The following is a 20,415-nucleotide window of genomic DNA, read 5'->3' as shown; positions in this document are numbered from 1 at the left end:
GCATTCGGATGACAGGCAGAATCGCGGGGGACCCCTCGGTCACACGCTCGATGCGGGCGGCGCCGGCGAGGATGTCGATCGGCGCCCTTCCCCTTCGTATAGGTGACGAGGCCCCGACCGGGCGGACACTCGGCGGAAGAGCACGCCTCCGTGGTCCTGTCGCCAGTATCGGCGTGGGTAGCCACCGCGTAGCTCGTCCAACGACAGGTGAAAGAACGGCTCGGCCAGTTCCTCTTGCAGGGCCTTCGCGACGGTCGTCTTCCCGGCGCTCGGGGTCCCGTTGAGAAAGACCAGCCGCCCGGCTCGTTCAGGAGCGGGACCGAAGAGTGTGTCCGGGTGAAGTTCCATGGCTCACGGTAGGACGGGAGCGCACTCATGATCCACGGATTTCGTGCGGACCGTTGTTGTCACAGACCCGAATCCGCGGCTGGAGTCGCCGTCAGGATTGCCGTCGACAGTCAGGCACAAGCCATGGGACAGGTGATGGAGGAGGGCAGGCGCAGATCGTGGTCAGCGCAGGTGGACATCACGCCCGGCCGGTTGCTTGCCATCGGCGCCGGGGGCGTCGAGCGCCGGATCGGGCCCGGCGCCACCTGCGCCGGGATGGGCCCACTCGCTGTCGGTCATCCGGATCATGCGTATTCCGATGGCGCCCGACCCAGCCAGGTACAGCAGCCCGCCGATCACCGTGCCGGCCCAGAAAATGGGCGCGGTGACCATGCCCGCCAGCATGGCGAAGGGGGCCCACCACGGCGCATGACGGCCGTAGGCCAAGATCAGGCCGAGCAGGAACACCCCGGCCACCCCGGCGAAGCCCGGGATCTGGAAGCCGAACACGGCCCCAGGATCGGCCAAGGCGCGATCGCCCAGCGCCGCGCCGGTGGCGGGGCCCAGCTCACGCTCCAGCCGGGCGTAGAAGAAGTCGCCCAGCATGAGGGCGGAGAAGTTCACCACGCCCAGCAGCGCGAGAGCGCCCGCGATGTGCCCGAGCAGCACCGCGCGGCGCCGTACGAGGTGGATCATGCCGATCACTCCCGGCACGAGCAGCACCCAGCTCCAGTGCAGGATCGCCGCGCTCAGCGAAACCTGCTCCAGGTTCCGCCCATAGGCGCCGACCGCATCGGCGTCACCGCCCAGCCGCAGCGCGGGATCGGCGAGAATGCCCGCGACGTACGTGACCGGCGCGGCGATGAGACACATTCCGGCGGCCAGGCGACGGAAACGGATCGAATCTGACAGGGGTGACACAGGTGTCCTCCTTCATCGGTGACAAGCCGTCAGTGAAGGACGCTAGGGGCGGCTGCTCGCAGTGGTCGTCCACCTGCCGGGCGACCTCGTCTCCGCAATGGTGCGGGGCTCAGCCCAGCGGGAACGTCGCCTGTACACGGTAGCCACGCCTGCCCGACGCGGGCCCTGCGGCCAGTTCGCCGCTGAACATCGCCACCCGCTCGCGCATCCCGATGAGGCCATGCCCGCCACTCTGGCCGCCGCCGTCGCCCGTGCCATCATCGACGACCTCGAGAATCAGCACGCCGGGCGAGTAGGTGACGGTGATGTCGATGCGGCTCGCGCGGGCGTGCTTGAGCGCGTTGGTCAGCGCCTCCTGGACCACCCGGTACGCCGACAGGTCGAGCCCCGGTGGCAGTGGCCGCGGCTGGCCTTCCACGCCTACGCCGACCGCCATTCCTGTGTCCTTGACCTGCGCGATCAGCGTGTCAAGTTGGTCCAGCCCCGCGGATGGCGGCTGGACGCCCGTCCCGCCGGGGTCGCGCAGCATGCCGAGCATGAGCCGCAGTTCCTCCACGGCCTCGCGGCCCGCCCGTTCGACGCCGAGCAGCAGATCCCGCTCGCGCTGCGCCTCCTTGCCCAGCATCGTCCGCACTCCGCCCGCCTGCAGAGTCATCAGGCTGACGTTGTGCGAGACGATGTCGTGCAACTCGCGGGCGATCCTGGCTCGCTCCCCGGCCACAGCGCGCCTGGCCCGCTCCTCGCGCTCGGCCTCCAGCCGGGCGGCCTGCCTCGCCACACGCAGCGTCTCGTCGATCTGGCGGCGAAGCAGAATGCCGCTGACGTACGCGACGCCGATGAAGACGGCGCTGATCAGGACTTCGGCCAGGTCGTTGTCCTGGAAGGTCTGCAGGAAGAGGTAGGCGATCAGCACGCAGGCGAGGCCGGCCGCCCCGCGCCGGCTCCGCAGCTCCGCCGCGCTGGCTACGGTGTGCACGAGGATGAGGGTGGAGTAGAAGTGCCAGGCGGGGTAGTACTGGCCGTCGGTGACCGCCCGTACGCCTACGCCGACGGCCACCAGCACCAGCAGCGCGCCCGCCGGGAATCTGCGGCGCACGACCAGTAGCGCCCCGGCGACGACGGCGCCCGCAGCGAGCGGCACGGGGTGGCGGATCTGGCCCGGCTCCAGCCCCTGCCGCCCGAACGACTCGACCTGCCCGGCCACCACCACGGCGAGAGCGAGCAGAAGGTCCATCCGGCTCGGCCGCCATCCGCCGGGTAGGCGGAACCCAGCCAGAAGCCACCGACCGCCTCGGGCGAAGGACATCATGCCTCACCAGGGCGTACGATGCCGGACTCGTACGCCAGAACCACCGCCTGCACACGATCACGCAGGCCCAGCTTGTGCAGGATCTGGGCGACATGGCTACGGACCGTGGCCTCCCCGACACCGGCCTCGCCGGCGATCTCCCGGTTGGACAGCCCACGCGCAAGCAGGAGCAGCACGTCGTGCTCGCGCCCGGTGAGCGTGTCCAGCTCCGGCGGCGGCACCAGCACCGGCCGCGCGGCGAAGGAAGCGATCATCCGCATGGTCACCGCGGGATCGATGAGGCCGTCGCCGGCCGCCGCCACCCGTATCGCCTCAACGAGATGTTCCGGCGGCGAGCTCTTCAGCAGGAACCCGTTGACGCCAGTACGCAGCGCCTGGTGCAGATTCTCGTCGCTGCCGAACGTCGTCAGCATCACGATCCTGGGCGGCGCAGGGTCGGCCAGCAATGTGCGGGCGGCCTCCAGGCCGTCGACGACCGGCATCGCAAGGTCCAGCAGCAGCACGTCGGGACGCTCGCGCCGGACGACGGCGATGGCCTCGCTCCCGTCAGCCGCCTCGCCGACCACCTCAATGCCGTCCGCGTTCTCCGCGACCAGCCGCAAGCCCGCTCTGATCATGGCGTGGTCGTCGGCAATGACCAAGCTGATCGTCATTGGGGGTTCCGGGTGTTTGCGAGCACGGCCCGACCCTATCCGCCCAGGAACGTGACCACTACGGCCGTAACGCTGAGCCGCCCGCACCCGGTCCCCGCCGCTCGGCGGAGCCCTCCTCCGCTTCACGGCTGGCGCCGCCTCCTCTAGTCTCGCCACACCTGGATTGGGCGGCCTGACCATCCCTGGCGCGTTCCGTTTTCAAGCTGGCATGCAGGCCGCGCACAGGATCAGCGTCGCTTCGAGCGGGCTTTCACGTCTGTGCGGAGCAGGGCATCGGCGACGCCGGTGCGGGCGTAGAGCACCGAGCGGCCCGCTCGGTGGGTGCTGGTCAGGCCGGCGGCCCGCAGTGCGGTGAGGTGTTGGGACACGCCCGCCGCGGAAAGGCCCGATCGTTGGGCGAGCTCGGTGGTCGAGGCGGGTGAGTCCAGTTCGGCAAGGATCAGCGCGCGGGATCGGCCGATCACGGCGGCGAGAGCTTCTATGCGCTCATGTGTCCGACGCTCCCACAACGTGCCGATCCCGCGTGCCGGGTAGGCCAGCTGAGGTGGTTCCGGCACAACGGACCGGGTCAGCACTCGCGGCCAGGCGAAGACCGACGGCACCAAGAGCAGCCCGGCACCGGTCTCGATCCTGGTGATGGCGCAGTGCCGCTGAACCAGGTGGAGGCCGCCGCTGACCCAACGCACCGTGTGGTGCAGCTCGTCGAGTGCCTGGGCCGTACCCTGTTCGGCCACCTGGCGGCCTCGGTGGAAGACGTCCGCCTCCAGCACCGAGCGGATCCTGCCCCAGTAAGGCGCTATCGCAAGCCGCCAGTAGACCTCGATCTCCGCGACGATCCGAGGCAGGTAGGTACGAGGGGTCCGGTGAAGGCTCCGCAGCCGGGAGGACAACCGGCCGTCGCGCTCGGCGGCCAGGAGGTCGAGATCCCGCCGTACCTGTTCGGGGTCGGTGGCCTCGATGGCGGCCAACTCGTCGGAAAGGTGGGGGCATGCGGTCGCCGGCGCCGGGTTGAGAAAGTCGGGGAGGTTGACGATGCCGACGTTCAGCCGCTGGCGCGTTTCAGGTGCAGCACCGCCGGGCCGTTGATCGTCGGCGGCGGAGCGAAGTTCACCGGCTCGTCGCCCGGCACGGTCAGCTCGCCGCCGCTCCGGGATGCCCGGTCGTTGACGCCGTACCAGTGGGCTGTGTACGTGCCGGCCGCCGGCGCGGCGGTGAACGCCTCGCCGGCCTCGCTCGGCTGCAGGATGAGGTACTCCCTGCCGGGGTGGGCCAGCGCGTAGCCGGTGGAGCTGAGCTCGCCGTGGGGAGGCATGCCAATGAGGTCGATCCTCTCGGCGTAGCGCCGGGTGTCGCCCATCGCGTGGCGGGCCGGCTCGAACGCGGCGAAAGACGGGGTGTCCGGTGCCGGCTGGATGCCGTCGATGAGGCCGAAGTCCATCAAGATGACGAAGTCGATCACCCAGTACTGCCAGCCGGTCGAGTCACCCCACTCGGTGTCCAGCGGGACGCCGAGCAGGGCGGCCATCTCCTGATCGACGGCACCGCCCCCGGATGACTCGTTGGCGACCTCGTAGAGGACGTTGGGTAGATCGTGCACAGTGTCGACGACCTGCCGGATGTACGCCTCCTGCAGCGCCCGCACGTCGGGGTCGAGCGGCAGTACGTGGTAGTCGACGATCGAGGTGATCCCGACGCCGTTGACGTTGTTGGCGGGGTGGCAGGGGTGGCCCTCGACGTTGTCCGGCGCCGGGCTGAGGTGCAGCGCCCAGCCCTCGAACAGCATCACGGCCACGTACATGCCGCGCTCACCGGCCCTGGTGACCCGCTCGCGCAGCCGCTGGAAATAGGCCGGGTCGAGCCGGGACAGGTCGAACTTGGGGCCGCCGTCCTTGGCGGTTCCCGGCCCGGTGCGCGGCCATGGCTGCGGGGTCATGTTCAAGTGGAACGCGCCGCCCGCGGCCTGGGACCGGAACTGCTCCCAGCGCCACAGCCGGATGAAGTTGTGCCCGTGCGCGGCGAGGAAATCCAGGTAGGCGTCGTAGTCCAGCCGCTCCGGCTCAGCCGGTGGGGTCGCGCCGGGTCCCATACCGTCGTGGAAGTTGTTCCAGATGTGCGAGCCCGTGAGGTACACGGCCCGCCGCCGCGCCGGGTTGTCCGTACGTACCGTGAAATAGCGCGGGTTGTCCCCCGATATCTCCAGCGGCCCCGGCAGCCGCCCTGAGTGCTGATCTCTTCGTTGTTCCTCAGCCATCGTTACGCCCCTTCCGCATCGACATGACGGTTCGCCTTTGCCACGTCGTGACCGTGTCAGCGGCGGACCGCGTAGCGCAGGTGCGTCACGCCCTCGGCCTCGATGATCGTCGGCGTGCCCAACGTGATCGGCGCCTTCCCCAGTCCGGCGAAGAACGGGATGCCTTCTCCCAGCAGCACCGGCACCAGGTCCACCGCGATCACGTCGACGAGGTCGAGTTCGAGGCACTGCTGGGTGATGGTGGGGGTGGCGAGGGCGACGTCCCGGTCACCGGCAAGGTCCTTGGCCTGCCGCACCGCGCTCGCCACGCCGTCGGTGACGAAGGTGAACGGTGCGTCCTCGCGCGGCCAGCCGTCCGGCACCCTGTGGGTCACGACGAACACGTGCGCGCCCATCGGGTGTTTGCCGCCCCACGCGTTGGTCAGGTCGAACAACCTGCGCCCAGTGATCAGCGCGCCCGGCGCGCCCGGCCGGAACACCTCGGCGCTCTCCGGCGTGAGGTTGACGGTGAAGTCCGGATTCTCCGTCTCGACCCTGACCGGTCCGGCGTTGTACCAGGCGAACACGTGGTCCACCTCATCGTTCGGACCGGCGACGAAGCCGTCGAGTGACATGGACATGTTGGCGACGACGGATCCCATGGTGTTGCTCCCGTTGTTGTCGAGTTGTGGTGTCGCATGAAGCCTGCCGTCGGGGGCGGGGCGGAACATCGGCCAGGTGGCCGACACCGAGAGCCTCTGGTGGCCAGTTCGCACAGTTCGGTGGCAGACTGGGCCGCGCCATGACGTCCGGACCGCCTGCCAACCTGCCCGTCCAGCTCACCGGCTTCGTCGGCAGGCAGGCCGAGCTGGCCGCGGTGCGGGCTCTGCTGGACGGCGAGCGTCTGGTGACGCTGACCGGCACCGGCGGCGTCGGCAAGACCCGGCTCGCCGCGCAGGTCGCCGCCATCGAGGTCGCGCGCAGGCCGGGCGGGGTCTGGTGGGTCGAACTGGCGGCCGTCAGCGATCAGGCACAGGTCGCCGAGCTGGTCGCGGCGGCGCTCAGCGTCCTCGTCGAACCCGGGCAAGGCCCGGTACGGTCGCTGACGGCCCAGTTACGCGACCGCCACACGCTGATCTGCCTGGACAACTGCGAGCACGTCATCGACGGCGCCGCCGAACTCGTCGGCGCGCTGCTGCGTTCGTGCCCCGGGGTGACGGTGCTCACCACCAGCCGCGAACCGCTGGCGGTGCCGGGCGAGGCGGTCTGGCGGGTTCCGCCGCTGGTAGCGGACGAGGCGTTGCGGCTGTTCGTCGAGCGGGGCCGCCAGGTCCGGCAACGGTTCGCCTTGGACCAGGCCGGCGCGGCCGCCGCGCAGGTGATGTGCTCCCGCCTCGACGGCATCCCGCTCGCCATCGAACTCGCGGCCGCGTGGCTGCGTACCCTCACCCCGCAGCAGATCGAGAACGGCCTGGACGACCGGTTCGGTCTGCTCGTCCGCAGCCCACGCGGCGTCGCCGCGCGCCAGCAGACGCTGGCGGCGTCCATTTCCTGGAGCCATGACCTGCTCGACGAGCCGGACCGGACGGTGTTCCGCCGCCTCGCAGTGTTTCCTTCCTGGTTCGACCTGGACGCCGCACGGACGATCTGTTCCGGCGGCGTGGTCGCCGCCGCCGACGTGCTCGGCAGCATCGGACGGCTGGTGGACAAATCCCTGGTCGTCGCGGATACCCGCGGCGGCGCATCCCGGTACCTGCTGCTGGAGACCATTCGCGCGTACGCCGCCGGCCGATTGCAGGATGCCGGCGAGACCGGCCCCACCCGCGACCGCCACCTCGACCACTTCCTCGCCTTCGCCGCCGGCGGGCCGGAGCAGGCCGCCGACCTGGACACCTGGCGCACCCGGATCGAGGGTGAGTACGACAACCTGCGCGCCGCCCTCGAATGGGGACTCGCTGCCGCCGATCCCGACCGGGGACGTCGACTCGCCGCCGAGCTGGCGTGGCTGTGGCACCTGCACCGGCACGGGCACGAGGGCATCACCTTCATCCGGCGTGCCATCGACCGGGCGCCCGCGGACCGCACGCGGCTCCAGGCACGGCTGCTCACCGGGTTGGCGCTGGTCGCGGACACCACGAGCCCACTCGACCTGGAGTACGACGTGGCACAGCAGGCGCTTGAGCTGGCCACCGCGCACGGCGACGAGAACCTGCGCCGCCAGTGCCTTTCGCTGTCCGCGGTCGGCCGGTTCTACACCGACTTCGGCGCCGCCTGGGAGCTCGCCGACGAGGCGATCCGGTCCGCCGAGATCGCGGGCGACCAACTGTTCAGGCACGCTTCACTGGCGCTGCAGGGCATGATCCGGCAGCTGCAGGACCGGCACGACGAGGCCCGCGCGCTGCTGCGAACGGCACTCGGCGGCCTCCGCCACCGCCATCGGGGCATCGCGTCGACCACGCTGGCGTTCCTGTCGAGCAGTGCACTGGCGTGCGGCCGCTTGGCCGAGTCCCGTCGCCTCGCCGAGCAGTCGCTCGAACTCGCCGAGCCGCTCGGCGACTACCTGCGCGTCGGCATGGCACGCAGCGCCCTGGTGGCCGCGCACACCGTGTCCGGGGACGTGGACTCCGCGCTCGAGGCCATGCGGCCACTTCTGCCGCTCATGGAGAACGCCGAAACAGCGGTCTTCGTACCGGGCATGGCGTTGGCACTCGCTCAACTGGAGGCGGCGCGTGGCGATCTGGACGGGGCGCTGCGCTGGTTCGAACGCGAGGTGCGGCAAGCCCATCACGCTGCGCCGACCTACCTCGCGGCGCAGGCGTACGCCGGCTATGGAGAGGCGCTGCGGCGCGCCGGCCGGTACGACGACGCCCGCCGTGAGCTCGACCGGGCGGCGGCCGTGGCACGCGAGCTGGGCATGCCACGGGTCCTGGCCGACACGCTGCAGCAACGGGCCCACCTCACCGGCGACCCCGACCTCCACCACGAGGCGCTGGCCATGCGCGTCGCCCACGGGCTACGCACGTTCTGGGTGGACAGCCTGGACGCCATCGCCGCGTCGCTGGCCCCGCCGAACGCGGTGCGGACGCTCGCCGCGAGCACCACGGCACGCGCCGCCATGGGATGTCCCCGGCGCGCCACTGAGCGACGCGAGTACGACGAGCTGGTTGCCCAACTCAGGCAGACGCTCGGTGACGAGTTCGCGACGGCATGGGCAGCGGGGACCGAGCTGTCCCTCGACGACGCGGTCGCGTACGTCCGCCGCAGCCGGGGCGCCCGCGGCCGGCCTGCCGCCGGCTGGGACAGCCTCACGCCGACCGAGCTGAGTGTGGTCCAGCTGGCCTCGGCGGGCCTCAACAACCCGCAGATCGGGGCCCGGCTCTTCATGAGCCGAAGCACCGTCAAGACCCATCTCGCCCATGTCTACGCCAAGCTCGGCGTCGCCAACCGCGCCGAGCTCGCCGCGCTCGCCACGGCCTTGTCCGCTGACAGCGCGAACCGGGCGCCGCGGTGACCGGCCCCATCATGGGGTGCCCACCGTGTCCGGAGTTCGGATGGTCCAATCCATACACGCCGTCCTGCGGAACGCTCCGGAGAACACCGTCCGGGAAGAGGTCATCACACGCGACGTCGCGAGCCCGTCAAGATCTCGCCACCCAAGGACAAGGTCAACCGAGGCCTCACCGTCGCGGAGCGAAAGCGATCATCAAGGCGCCCGAGGATCGCCGCCTCAGCACGCTGCCGACCTTCGCTTTTCAGGCCGAGCTGTCACCCTGCTCAGTTGATTGAGACCGTGGTCAGGAATGTGTGGAGGGTGGCCGCGGTGAGCCCGCGTGTCGATCGCCCAGACCATCTACGGTGAGCACCGAAGTCAGGGATCGTCACGGCATCGGCCCATGCCGTGATCTTTCACAGGCGGCACCCACTTAGGACAGCGGGACGGTTCGGCTTGCCTGTGGGCGGACCGGCGCTCAGATGCCTGCTTACGGGCATTCCTTTTTGATGGGACATGCCCGCACCTCTGCGACCCAAACAGCCCGAATATTCCCTCTTTTTAGACGCTGCCTCAGTCCATAGGGCGAGACGTCCACAATGATTCCATAGATCAGTCCATCCGCTGCGGCCCGTTGGAGATCGGCCAAATTCAATGCGAATCTACCCAGTATGCGACCATCCGCCGCCGTTAATTGTGACACCCAGCTACGAAACTGACTGACCGACGAATAGTCAATGCATGGATCAGGTAAGCCGTTGCTTGAACATCCTGCTTGACTCGACCAATATATCGGCCTGGCTCCTGGCCGCTGACGTGACAAGAACACGTCTTCCGACGGCCCGTCCTCAAGGCCGAGGCTCTTCTCTGTCTCGGGCTTATCGAATTCGATCAAGGCCGTTGCCATCGTCCCCCGTTCAAATTCGCGCGGGAGGTTCTCCGGGCGAACATTCCGTACGCCCGATCCGAACTCGGCGATAGCAGGGGACAGGCTGGTCGAGCGAAGTTTGGAGACATTCCGCACATCACCGGACATGGTAATCAGCGCTGTGAATGGTGATTCAAAAGAGACAGGCTGTCCATCGTTGGGCTTCGGCGCTGTCCCAACGAACCGGAACTCGTAGCCCCCGGGGGCAGGCTCAAGCTCATCACCCATAAGGAATCGATACTCCGGATTCGCTACCATGGCCGAGTTGCCGACCACCGTCCAAAGATGTTTTGGAGACACCACTACCGTCTCGTCAGGATGGCGCGGCTTCACCTCGGCCACACAGGACACCAGAGGCAGTAAGCAGACCACAATTCCTGCAATGAAAGATCGCTTCATGAGTCCCCTCATACTGTTATCGATCAGACAGTCTGAACGACGTTCAGGGCGCGGTCCATACCCTAGCCATCAAGGCTGGGCGAATGTCATGATTCTGTGATCTGAATTTATCAGCCGAACGAAAGACCGTGCCCGTATCCGCACCAGCATTGATGGCGAACCAGGAAGGACGGCAGCGATCGATGAGCCGTGCAGTTGATTCGCTGGGCAATATAGGGGAAGGCCATGGCTACTCTTCATTCGCTTTCACTATCCACCTGGCGCCCGCGCGTGGGCGGCGCCGACTGCGACCGGCCGAAGAGCCGCAGCACGGTCAGCGACCGCCCGACGCGCGCAGGCCGCCGATGCCGATCCGTCAAGCATCAACTGAAGGTTGACGCTCCGAGGCCTTGGAGTCGCCAGCCGGGCATGCAGCCCTGCCGCCCGGCGGCAGTTCCGCCGCCCCGTCATACCGAGCCCCCGTCTGATCTCATCAAAGCCAGCTGCGGCAGCCATGGCGTTCGACAGACCTGCCATGAACACGTCAAGGAGCCGTACGTTGCCTGGCCGCCGATCTCTACGACGACGCGCACGACCTCCCAAACGTTCATCCTGACAGCTGATTGTTTGCATGAACCAGGTCTTCACAAGATCTTTCGGACAGCCGCGGCCCTTCTTCTACGCACCTGTCGTCAGCGCTGTCGTCAGAACAACGAAAACGCCCCGGAGCGGACTTCGCTTCGGGGCATCTTGGCTGTTCAAAGCTGGTGGTCAGGGGCAGGGTCGAACTGCCGACCTTCCGCTTTCCAGGTGTAGCAATCAGCCTGTTGGCAGGCCGCGACCAGGAGGTGGGGGCCGCCTGTGGTGCCTTCCGTGTAGGACTGGTGGCTGACGTTGCCGTCAGCGTTGCCGTCGACATTCAGCGGGGGACCACCTGAGCACGGACGCCTGGAAGATCATCGAATGCGGCCGAGGCGTCCATCGTGATCACTGTTCTCGCGGTGGCCGCGGCCGTCGCCGCAATCAGGAGATCGTACGCGCCACGAGACTTACCTTCTCGTCGAACATGCGCCATAAGACGAGCATGGACTCTGGCGACGTCTGTCGTGTATTCCTCGACTGGAATCAACGCCAGGACTTCATCGACGAAGGCCTGCCGATTGGGCCGGCGAGCCGCATCGGCCATTTCCACACCGACGAGCAGCTCCGCCACAGTGATCGCCGCGATCGCCACATCATCGGGGTCTTCGATCACCGCGTCCACGGACGCCTTGCCCCGCTCGGCCGCGATGAGCACACCCGTGTCCAGGATCAGGCGTCGGGCCACGTGCCCCTCATCTCGTCGTCGATTGCCTCACGGGCCGCCGCGACATCAGCCTCGAAATCCGCGTCCAGCGTCCCCGCCCTTCTGGCCAGAAACGCCTTGACCATACGCCCTGGCGCAGTGGGCGCAGGGCCGATCACGGCGATTTGCTTCCCGCCACGAGTCACCACAATGGTCTCCCCGCGCTCCGCCTCGTCCAGGACGGTGGCGAAGCTCCGAGACGCTTCAGTGGCAGTCATCACCTTCATAGAATCAGATTATCTGATGATGTCGGCTCCTGTTCAGCGAGTCGAAGCGTGCCCTTGCTCTCGTGAAGTCACTGACCTCAGCCAAGAAGGGATCAAGCCGTCACATGGCGATGCATAGGCGCGACAGCCGTAGCGATCTGCCAGCCGTTCATCCGGTGCTCACACCCCGACTGCAGATGACCGTCCGCTTCGTTTGTTGCCTTCAGCGGACACAAAAACGCCCCGGAGCGATCTTCGCTTCGGGGCATCTTAGCTGTTCAAAGCTGGTGGTCAGGGGCAGGGCCGAACTGCCGACCTTTCGCTTTTCAGGCGGGACAACCGCCCTGCTCAGCTGACCGAGGCCATGGTCAGGCGCATGTGGACGGTGACGCAGATGTGCTGGCGTGTGGACACGTTGCTGTCAGGGTTGCTGTCCCCTCAGCGCAGGTCACCCGACGCCGGGCCCTCCGTCGGGCCCCGGCGTCGACCGCCCTGGCCACAGCCGATGAGTAGCACGCGTCTCCCGCAAGAGGGGCGCCACAGGCGGCGCCAAGCCCCGCTTCCCTCTCTGAACCGAGGCGGGATGCTGGGGTTCGTCGGCCGGACGGGCGCTACTTCTCATAGTGATAGCGACAGGCGGCGATCATGATGGTGTCGTCGTTGACGCGGTAGACAAGACGGTGTTCTGAGGTAATGCGCCGGGACCAGTAGCCGGACCATTCGTACTTCAGCGGCTCTGGTTTGCCGATGCCTTCGTTCTCGTTTCGGGCTATGTCGGCGATCAGCTGGTTGATCCTTTTGAGGATGCGTCGATCTTCCCGCTGCCAGTAGCAGTAGTCCTCCCAGGCAAGTTCGTCGAAGAGAATCTTCACGAGGTGGTGTCCTCATCGGCCAGTTCGCGGACGGTGCCGCCTCCAGCCTCCAGACGGGCGACCGCCTCCGACAGCCGTCTGCGGTTGGCGGGCGAGGCCATGAGGTAAAGCATCTCGCGCATCGATTCGTATTCGCGTTGCGACACCATGACGACGCCTTCCCCGCCGGGGCGGGTGATGAGGACTTCTTCCTGGTCATCAATGACAGCGTCGAGAGTGGCGGCGTAGTTGGCCCGCGATTCGGACATGGTCATCACCTTCATATCGCCAGTGTACATGATGATGTACATCAAGAGTACCGGCGGTGATCCGTACACGGGTACGCGCAGAGATCAAGCCGCCACATAAATGCGAACGGCTGCAGACGTTAGCTGCCCTGGGTTGATCTACCGAGGTGCGGGCCAGTGCTCCCGCCTTCAGAGTCCTGGGACTGGGCCCCCTTCTACGGCCTCTCCATCGGAATCGAGGTGCTACTCCTGGCCTTCATCCTGCGCTCCGCCTGGACATGGCCTCGAACCCCCGCCGTCCCAGCCGGTCCCGCGACGACCGACCTTCGACAGGACCTTCGACAGTAGGTGTCCGTGTAAAGCCCTACGGCGTGAAGCCCGCCGCCGCGGACACCGGGCCGACCGTGACCAGCTCAGTCGCGGTATACGCAGAGAACCTGCTCACGAGCGGTCCGGTGTCCGCGCCAGCCGCGCCCGTAGGCCGAACGGCGGCTGACCGACCAGCAGACCTCATCCAACCAACCGCAACGACGAATGGGGCATTAGCTCGCTTAACGCACTCTGAGACCTCTCCCTTCGACCGTCACACGATGGCTCACTTTATGCCAGAGATCCGTCACCGATCGTCACGATTTACACCACTCCATGGGACGCCATCTCACGGCGTTGATCACTTCGATGCGAACTGTGGGCGGGCCCACGACGACAGCCCTGCCGTGCAGATCGAACGTGCGCCGCCGTGCGACGAAGGTTGGCGCTGTATGACGCTGTTGCTGTACGAACTGCTGTACAGCACCTGACCCCGGAGGCGCCGGAAGCGGTGCGGCAGCGACCTTCCGCTTGCAGCGGTACCAACCTCGCTGTCAACACAGCCATCTGCTGATGGCTGGAGAATCACCGAGGTGCGCTACCTGCTCCGCCGCCAGGTCATCGCCCACGCTTTCTGGCCCTCCGTGCCCAGCCGCCCGATCCTATGAAAATCACAGACTACGAGCTGGCCTGGGCTTATGCGATAACGGCCAACCTCCAGCCAGTACACCAGAGTCGGGGCCACCCCCCGTCACCTTGAGGTCAGTCCAATGCGAGAGTGCACCGCCTCAAGCCAGTCAGCGGCCATGTCTGTTTCCGTTATGCGGCCGATCAACGCCAGGGCCGAGCTGATGCTCTCGTCCTCTTCCACGGGGTTGTCATCGCCACTGACCTGAAAGCGCAGCCCATCCATCAGGTGATCGAGCGCGTGCGGGTCGCTGCCTTGCTTGGAGTCGGGCCAGGTGGGCCGGAAAGAGACGATGGTGTCCCCGTCTCGGATGTACTTGAACCTGTCATGGCCGTTGATGTCCATGCTGAAGCTGAGGGCCTGACGGCCTCCTTCGGTCAGCGGCAGCAGGAAAGCGTCGTCTGAACGTGCCGGCAGGATGCCCGTCCAACCTCCGGCCTCGGCTACCCAGAGAGAACCGTCGTCGCCGTTGTGGTCGAGGATTTCGCTCGAGTGGCTCGGGACGCGGGTGGAAAGGTCCAAGGAGAAGGCTTGGGCGAGGGTGTCGAGGTCCGCTCCCTTGATCCAAAGGGCGCTGAATCCCAGCGTCCAAAGGTCCATGTCGTGATCAAGTTCATCGTTGAAGAGAGTCGAGACCAGAAGGTCGTGGAGGTACGTCGGCGACCGCATGATCACCACTCGATTGTAGGTGCGCCAGGAGGGGGCATCCCGGAGACGCCCCCTCCTGACTGTGGAGTTATGACTGTGGCGCGCCCGCGCGGATTCTGACCCAGAAGGCATTGGACGGCCAGTTGCCCGCGCCGCCTTCACGGGAGCTCGAAGTCAAGACGCGATAGCGGGAGTAGAAAGCCCCCAGATCGCGACCGGCGGCTCCGTTGTGCGCCGCGCTCACCATGCGAAGTGAGGCGTTGAACGTAGGCGTCCAGACATTGTTGACCATTTTGCCCTCGACGCCGAGCGCTTGGAAGGTGGAGCGGAACGGATATTCATCGCACTGCTTGCCCGGGCCGTTCCCGCTGAGGTTCGGACAGTACCAGGTCATCTGGGTGCGGTTCTTCCCGTTTCACTCTCATCCCGATCGCCAGGGCTTGACGCGTCGCGGCCCAGGCATCGCGCACCCGTTTCCCGAATTCAGGACCCTCGTCGGGCTACACGTACTCAGACACGTTCGGATCTTAGAAGTCGCAGACTACGGAAAGACCCGAACGTCGACGTTGCCGTCAGGGTTGCCGTCAACACAACGAAAAGCGCCCCGGAGCGATGATCGCTTCGGGGCGTTCTTACTGTTCAAAGCTGGTGGTCAGGGGCAGGGTCGAACTGCCGACCTTCCGCTTTTCAGGCGGACGCTCGTACCAACTGAGCTACCTGACCCAGAGCGGTCCTGACGGGACTTGAACCCGCGACCTCCACCTTGACAGGGTGGCGAGCACTCCAAACTGCTCTACAGGACCTTGCGTGCCGTTCTGTTTGCGCTCGCTTAGCTTACCAGCTCTTCGGTGGTCTTCGACCAGCCGTTTTCCGGTGCGCCAAACGCTCGCAGTGCCCCCAACGGGATTCGAACCCGTGCCGCCGCCTTGAAAGGGCGGTGTCCTAGGCCGCTAGACGATGGGGGCTCAGGATTCCCTGTCGCCTTCCGTCGGAGACCTCTGAAGCATAGGGGACGATTGCCCTTGATGCCAAAGTGGCGGACCGGCGGCCGGCGTTGCAGTGCCAGTGACCGATCCCGTTGGCGACGGGGCGTTCGTTGGCTCTGGGGAAATCATACGTTGTGGGTCGGGCTCCACGTGACGCTGGATGTACACCGATTGCTCCCCCAGGCCGCCCAGCGTGATGTCGTCCCACGCCTGAAGGCGTTTGGTCTCCTTGTCGAAGTACAGAACCGAGGCCTGAACCGGGGTGGGCTGGGCGTGTTCGAGGGCGCGCAGACCGGCGCCGCCCGTGGAGCCCTGGACGAGCATGCGGGTGCCCGTCGGGAACATGGTCGTCTTGCGGTCGTGGGTGTGGCCGGTGAGGATCATGGGGGCCGCGCCGGAGAAGCCGCGGGCGATGTGCGGGTCGTGTACGGCCACCACGTCGGCCTTGCCCACGTTGCCGAGGTGGGAGCGGGCGAATCGCTCAAGAGTGGCTGGGTTCGAGTCGACACGCACCGACAGGTCCGGGGTGAAGCGGGGGTCGCCCAGGCCGTAGATGTTCAGGCCGGCCACCGTCCGGGTCTTGTTGTCCAGGACGACGGCGTTCTTCTGCCCCTCGATGGCCTTCTGAGTGGCCATGGAGTCGTGATTGCCGCGTACGTAGACGTACGGGACGCCGAGCCGGCCGATCTCGTCGACGAACTTGTTCTCTGCCTTGGTGCCATGGTCGGAAATGTCGCCCGTGTCGACGATCAGGTCCACGGCGAACTGGTCCTTGAGCGAGCGGATGACGTTCCAGGCGATCGGGTTGATGTGGATGTCGGAGACGTGGAGGACCCGGATGGACTTCGGGTCGGCGTCGTACAGAGGCAGGGTGGAGACCGTGTCGTACAGCTTCGAGACGTTCGTGACGAGCTTGGTGAGCTGTGACCGGTACGACTCGAACTTGGTCACGATCGACTCCGCGCTGCCCACCAGGGACGGTGCCGCGGCGATCAGGCCCGAGTAGCGCGGCTCGACGAGCGAGTCCGGGCGGAAGGTGAGCGCGGCGAACGCGCCCGTCCCCGCGAGGGCCACAGAGGCCGCCAGGAAGCCCAGCAGGGCCACGCGCGGGCGCCTGTAGACGATCAGGACCGCGATCAGCGCCCCGGCCCCGGCACAGAGGAGCGAGCGGATCACGAGGTCCCGTACGCCGTCGAGCAGATCGTTCTCGATGACCTCGGGGAGCCGGTCGGCCAGGCGCGGGTCCTCGAGGAAGGCTCTTGCGCGTTCCTGGTCGATGTTCTCCAGCGTGATGCGCAGCCGGAGCGGGGCGTCATGCGTGCGGAACGTGAGCGTGCCCAGCGGGCTGGCGTCCACGATCGTCTCGCCGTTCCAGGCAGGCCGGAGCGACATGCCGGTCTCGACGGGACCGACCTGGGTGCGTACGGTGCCGCTGAGGAAGATCCCCAGCCAGGCACCCATGGCGGCCACCAGCAGCACAGCCGCCACCCTTGCCGCTCGTGATCGGATGATTGCCTTTGACCTGTGGACGAACTTCATACGGTTTCTTGCTTACCTGTCCGTCGGGGCAGAATGGCAAGTGTGATCGAGGTATCGCGGGAGAAGTTCGAGGAACTCGTGGCCGAGGCATTGGACACGATTCCCGCCGACCTCACGGCCGCCATGAGTAATGTCGTCGTCGTTGTCGTCGATGACCCGCCAGAGCCCCACCTGCTCGGCTTGTACACCGGTGTCCCCCTCACGGAACGCGGCGACTGGTACTCGGGAGTCCTGCCCGACCACATCGAGATCTACCGCAATCCCATATGCCAAATTTGCGATACGGAGGACGACGTGATCGACGAGGTACGGATCACGGTCGTCCACGAGATCGCCCACCACTTCGGCATCGACGACGCGAGGCTCCACGAGCTGGGCTGGTAACCCTTTGCTTTTGATTGACTTCTTTGGGTTGCGGCTTGCCATGGTGATCAGGCACCTTAGGTGACATAGCGAGCACCCTGAGTCAGGCATATCGGAGTCCAATGGGGGCCATGCGGGCGCGACGGCCGCCGGGACGGCATCGACGTGCGGAAGCACAGCAAGTCACATATCGGGAAGTCATCGCCATCAGGGAGTTCCGGGCCCTCTGGTACGGCCAGGGCCTGTCGCTTCTCGGCGACCAGCTCGCGCAGGTGGCGCTCGCGGTGCTGGTCTACAACCGCACGCACTCGCCGCTGGCCACGGCCGGGGTGTACGCGCTGACATACCTCCCGTCGATCGTCGGCGGGCCGCTGCTGGCGGGCCTGGCGGACCGGTTCGCGCGCCGCGGCGTCATGCTGACCTGCGACCTGATCAGAGCCGTGCTGGTGGCCGCGATGGCGGTGCCCGGCCTGCCGTTCTGGGCGCTGTGCTCGCTGGTCTTCCTCGTGGTGCTGCTCAGCGCGCCGTTCTCGGCCGCCCGGGCGGCGCTGCTGCCCGAAATCCTGGAAGGCGACCGGTACGTCATCGGCTCGGCACTCCAGAACATGACGAACCAAGCCGTCCAGATGCTGGGTTTCGCGGCCGGCGGAGCGGCGATCGCCACGATGGGCCCGTACCGCGCGCTCGCCCTCGACGCGGCCACCTTCCTCGGCTCCGCGCTGATCCTGGTCTCCGGCGTGCGCCGCCGCCCGGCCACCCACCGCGATGACGGCTCCAAGCCGTCCATGTGGACCATGACCAGGGCCGGGGCCCGGCTGGTCTTCGGATCTCGAAAGCTCCGGACGCTCGTCCTCTTCGCCTGGTTGTGCGGCTTCTACGTGCTTCCCGAGGGCATCGCCGCACCGTACGCGGCCAAGCTCTACACGGGCACGCTGCCGGTTCCCGTGATCACCGGCCTGCTGATGGCCGCGATGCCGACCGGGACGGTCGTGGGGGCGTTCCTTTTCAGCAGGTTCGTGTCACCGGCCCGGCGGCTGCGGCTCATGGGCTGGATGGCCATGCTGAGCTGCGCGCCCCTGGTCGTGACCGCCATGCGGCCGCCGCTGGCCGTGGTGCTGGCGGCGTGGGTCCTTTCGGGGATCGGCGGGGCTTACCAGCTCGCGGCCAATGCCGCCTTCGTCCAGACCGTACCGGCCGAACGTCGCGCCCAGGCGTTCGGCCTCGTGCAGTCGGGGCTGATGGCCGTACAGGGGTTGGGGATCCTGGCGGGCGGCTTCGCGGCGGAGAGACTCGGTCCTGAGCCTGTGGTCGCGCTGGCCGGCATCACCGGGGTCTCCTGCGCGGCCGTGCTCGCCATGATCTGGACCGAGTCTCGGGGTGACAAGACGGCCGAGGTGTGTGCCCAGCCCGCGGCCTGATCACGGCTGGGGCTTGTGCTCGCCGCTCCAGTCCGTCGGCGTGCTGCGGTTCTGCTGCTTGCTGATCAGGTCCTGGACGATCGAGGTGTCGCTGTGCTCGTCCGGCATGAGAAGCCAGCCGATCGCGTACACGCCGACGCCCAGACCGCCGAACAGCGTCGCGATCGCCAGCGCGATCCGGATCATGTTCGCGTCGATCCCGACGTACTGGCCGATGCCGGAGCAGACGCCCGCGACGATCCTGCCCTTCTCCGTCCGGCGCAGCTTCTTGACGTTGTGCTCTTGGTATTCGCTCATGTCTCAAGACTGCCCCCGCGGCCGGTGTTAGCACATCAGGATTCCCCCTGGTAGAACCCTGGTAGCCCCCTATGCGACGAGAGGACCCGCGATGGACGATCTGATGCGCCTGGACGAGCGGCTCAACGCCGACCAGCGGATGATTCGCGACACGGTCAGATCCTTCGTCTCCGACCGCATCCTCCCGCACGTCGGCGACTGGTTCGAAGAGGGCGTCTTCCCGGCGCGCGACCTCGCGCCGGCGCTCGGCTCGCTCGGGCTGCTCGGCATGCATCTGGAGGGGTACGGCTGCGCCGGGACGGACGCGACCTCGTACGGCGTGGCGTGCCGGGAACTGGAGGCGGGCGACTCGGGGCTGCGTTCGTTCGTGTCTGTCCAGGGTTCGCTGGCCATGTTCCCCATCTGGCGGTACGGCTCGGACGAGCAGAAAGAGGAGTGGCTGCCCCGGATGTCCGCCGGCGAGGCGATCGGCTGCTTCGGCCTGACGGAGCCGGACCACGGGTCGGATCCCGCCGGCATGCGGACATACGCCAAGAAAGACGGATCCGACTGGATCCTGAACGGCTCCAAGATGTGGATCACGAACGGCTCGATCGCCGACGTGGCCGTGGTCTGGGCGCAGACCGACGAGGGCATCCGCGGCTTCGTCGTCCCCACCTCCACCTCCGGCTTCTCCGCCCCTGAGATCCACAAGAAGATGTCCCTTAGGGCCTCGGTGACCTCGTCCCTGTACTTCGACGACGTACGCCTGCCCGCGTCCGCCGTGCTTCCGGGCGTCGTGGGCCTGAAGGGGCCGCTCTCGTGCCTCTCGGAGGCGCGTTTCGGCATCGTCTGGGGCGTCGTCGGCGCCGCCCGCGCCTGCCTGGAGGCCGCCGTGGAGTACTCCAAGACGCGGGTGCAGTTCGACAAGCCGATCGGGGCGTTCCAGCTGACTCAGGAGAAGCTGGCCTGGATGTACGTCGGCGTCGCCCAGGCCGGCCTCACCGCCCTGCACCTCGGGGAGCTGAAGGACGCCGGGCGGCTGGAGCCGCGGCAGATCAGCTTCGGCAAGCTGGCCAACGTACGGGCCGCGCTCGACATCGCCCGCCAGGCCCGCTCGATCCTGGGCGGGAACGGGATCACGCTGGAATATCCGGTCATCAGGCACATGAACAACCTGGAGTCCGTGCTGACGTACGAAGGAACTCAGGAAATCCACACGCTCGTGCTCGGCGAGGCGCTCACCGGGATCGCCGCCTATCGTTGATCTGGTCGAAGTCGTTGGACTTCCAGCTTGTCGTC

At 67.1% G+C, this 20,415-nt stretch carries 20 protein-coding genes and 4 tRNA genes; 4 read left to right on the top strand and 20 right to left on the bottom strand.

Going from position 1 to position 20,415, the window contains the following annotated elements; all coding sequences use genetic code 11:
- Positions 1-39: 39 nt before the first annotated feature.
- The 7 genes from ACIBX3_RS52125 to ACIBX3_RS52095 all read right to left on the bottom strand — a co-directional run bounded on the left by ACIBX3_RS52125 (position 40) and on the right by ACIBX3_RS52095 (position 6,102).
- Complete coding sequence (locus ACIBX3_RS52125; protein WP_397128219.1) at positions 40-348, bottom strand: zeta toxin family protein; 309 nt, start codon at positions 346-348, stop codon at positions 40-42.
- 162 nt (positions 349-510) lie between these two features.
- Positions 511-1,248, bottom strand: coding sequence for a hypothetical protein (locus ACIBX3_RS52120; protein ID WP_397128218.1), 738 nt, complete (start codon positions 1,246-1,248; stop codon positions 511-513).
- A 109-nt stretch (positions 1,249-1,357) separates the two neighbouring features.
- On the bottom strand, positions 1,358-2,482 hold the full coding sequence (locus ACIBX3_RS52115) for a sensor histidine kinase (RefSeq protein WP_397128217.1): 1,125 nt from the start codon (positions 2,480-2,482) through the stop codon (positions 1,358-1,360).
- 71 nt (positions 2,483-2,553) lie between these two features.
- Positions 2,554-3,210, bottom strand: a complete 657-nt coding sequence (locus tag ACIBX3_RS52110) for a response regulator (protein WP_397128216.1) — start codon at positions 3,208-3,210, stop codon at positions 2,554-2,556.
- 227 nt (positions 3,211-3,437) lie between these two features.
- Complete coding sequence (locus ACIBX3_RS52105; RefSeq protein ID WP_397128284.1) at positions 3,438-4,244, bottom strand: DUF5937 family protein; 807 nt, start codon at positions 4,242-4,244, stop codon at positions 3,438-3,440.
- An 8-nt stretch (positions 4,245-4,252) separates the two neighbouring features.
- Entirely contained in the window at positions 4,253-5,461 is a 1,209-nt protein-coding gene (locus tag ACIBX3_RS52100) for a DUF6298 domain-containing protein (protein WP_397128215.1), read from the bottom strand.
- A 56-nt stretch (positions 5,462-5,517) separates the two neighbouring features.
- On the bottom strand, positions 5,518-6,102 hold the full coding sequence (locus ACIBX3_RS52095; protein WP_397128214.1) for a dihydrofolate reductase family protein: 585 nt from the start codon (positions 6,100-6,102) through the stop codon (positions 5,518-5,520).
- A 140-nt stretch (positions 6,103-6,242) separates the two neighbouring features.
- On the opposite strand from ACIBX3_RS52095, the gene ACIBX3_RS52090 reads away from it, so the two are divergent.
- A complete protein-coding gene (locus ACIBX3_RS52090; RefSeq protein WP_397128213.1) occupies positions 6,243-8,951 on the top strand; it encodes a LuxR C-terminal-related transcriptional regulator in 2,709 nt (902 codons plus the stop codon).
- A 469-nt stretch (positions 8,952-9,420) separates the two neighbouring features.
- On the opposite strand, the gene ACIBX3_RS52085 is transcribed toward ACIBX3_RS52090, so the two are convergent.
- The 12 genes from ACIBX3_RS52085 to ACIBX3_RS52030 form a co-directional block, all read right to left on the bottom strand.
- Positions 9,421-10,257, bottom strand: a complete 837-nt coding sequence (locus tag ACIBX3_RS52085; RefSeq protein WP_397128212.1) for a hypothetical protein — start codon at positions 10,255-10,257, stop codon at positions 9,421-9,423.
- 898 nt (positions 10,258-11,155) lie between these two features.
- Positions 11,156-11,563, bottom strand: coding sequence for a PIN domain-containing protein (locus ACIBX3_RS52080; protein ID WP_375117958.1), 408 nt, complete (start codon positions 11,561-11,563; stop codon positions 11,156-11,158).
- On the bottom strand, positions 11,548-11,808 hold the full coding sequence (locus ACIBX3_RS52075) for a type II toxin-antitoxin system Phd/YefM family antitoxin (RefSeq protein ID WP_397128211.1): 261 nt from the start codon (positions 11,806-11,808) through the stop codon (positions 11,548-11,550). Before ACIBX3_RS52075 ends, ACIBX3_RS52080 begins: the two co-directional genes overlap by 16 nt.
- Before the next feature lie 264 nt (positions 11,809-12,072).
- Positions 12,073-12,145, bottom strand: a tRNA-Phe gene (locus ACIBX3_RS52070).
- A 253-nt stretch (positions 12,146-12,398) separates the two neighbouring features.
- A complete protein-coding gene (locus ACIBX3_RS52065; protein ID WP_305923223.1) occupies positions 12,399-12,659 on the bottom strand; it encodes a Txe/YoeB family addiction module toxin in 261 nt (86 codons plus the stop codon).
- Positions 12,656-12,922, bottom strand: a complete 267-nt coding sequence (locus ACIBX3_RS52060) for a type II toxin-antitoxin system Phd/YefM family antitoxin (RefSeq protein ID WP_397128210.1) — start codon at positions 12,920-12,922, stop codon at positions 12,656-12,658. Before ACIBX3_RS52060 ends, ACIBX3_RS52065 begins: the two co-directional genes overlap by 4 nt.
- Before the next feature lie 1,024 nt (positions 12,923-13,946).
- Positions 13,947-14,552, bottom strand: coding sequence for a DUF6461 domain-containing protein (locus tag ACIBX3_RS52055; protein ID WP_397128283.1), 606 nt, complete (start codon positions 14,550-14,552; stop codon positions 13,947-13,949).
- A gap of 67 nt (positions 14,553-14,619) precedes the next feature.
- Positions 14,620-14,925, bottom strand: coding sequence for a hypothetical protein (locus tag ACIBX3_RS52050; RefSeq protein ID WP_397128209.1), 306 nt, complete (start codon positions 14,923-14,925; stop codon positions 14,620-14,622).
- Between the two features lie 252 nt (positions 14,926-15,177).
- Positions 15,178-15,254 (bottom strand) — tRNA-Phe (locus ACIBX3_RS52045).
- A 5-nt stretch (positions 15,255-15,259) separates the two neighbouring features.
- A tRNA-Asp gene (locus tag ACIBX3_RS52040) sits at positions 15,260-15,334 on the bottom strand.
- Between the two features lie 89 nt (positions 15,335-15,423).
- Positions 15,424-15,496 (bottom strand) — tRNA-Glu (locus tag ACIBX3_RS52035).
- Positions 15,497-17,005 carry a metallophosphoesterase gene (locus tag ACIBX3_RS52030; RefSeq protein WP_397128208.1) on the bottom strand — a complete coding sequence of 503 codons (1,509 nt, stop codon included), beginning with the start codon at positions 17,003-17,005 and terminating at the stop codon, positions 15,497-15,499.
- An 84-nt stretch (positions 17,006-17,089) separates the two neighbouring features.
- On the opposite strand from ACIBX3_RS52030, the gene ACIBX3_RS52025 reads away from it, so the two are divergent.
- Together ACIBX3_RS52025 and ACIBX3_RS52020 are read left to right on the top strand one after the other, a co-directional pair.
- Positions 17,090-17,440: a metallopeptidase family protein gene (locus ACIBX3_RS52025; RefSeq protein ID WP_397128207.1), complete on the top strand. Its 351-nt coding sequence runs from the start codon at positions 17,090-17,092 to the stop codon at positions 17,438-17,440.
- A gap of 110 nt (positions 17,441-17,550) precedes the next feature.
- Positions 17,551-18,837, top strand: coding sequence for an MFS transporter (locus ACIBX3_RS52020; protein WP_397128205.1), 1,287 nt, complete (start codon positions 17,551-17,553; stop codon positions 18,835-18,837).
- On the opposite strand, the gene ACIBX3_RS52015 is transcribed toward ACIBX3_RS52020, so the two are convergent.
- Positions 18,838-19,134, bottom strand: coding sequence for a PspC domain-containing protein (locus tag ACIBX3_RS52015; RefSeq protein WP_397128204.1), 297 nt, complete (start codon positions 19,132-19,134; stop codon positions 18,838-18,840).
- A 91-nt stretch (positions 19,135-19,225) separates the two neighbouring features.
- Between ACIBX3_RS52015 and ACIBX3_RS52010 the strand changes: the two genes are divergently transcribed.
- The gene (locus tag ACIBX3_RS52010; protein ID WP_397128203.1) at positions 19,226-20,380 is read left to right on the top strand and encodes an acyl-CoA dehydrogenase family protein; all 1,155 of its coding nucleotides are present in this window, start codon (positions 19,226-19,228) and stop codon (positions 20,378-20,380) included.
- The last annotated feature ends 35 nt before the right edge of the window (positions 20,381-20,415 follow it).

Origin of the sequence: Nonomuraea sp. NPDC049480, assembly GCF_044465905.1 — a bacterium.
Lineage (GTDB): Bacteria > Actinomycetota > Actinomycetes > Streptosporangiales > Streptosporangiaceae > Nonomuraea.
This window is presented reverse-complemented; position numbering and strand designations above follow the sequence as displayed.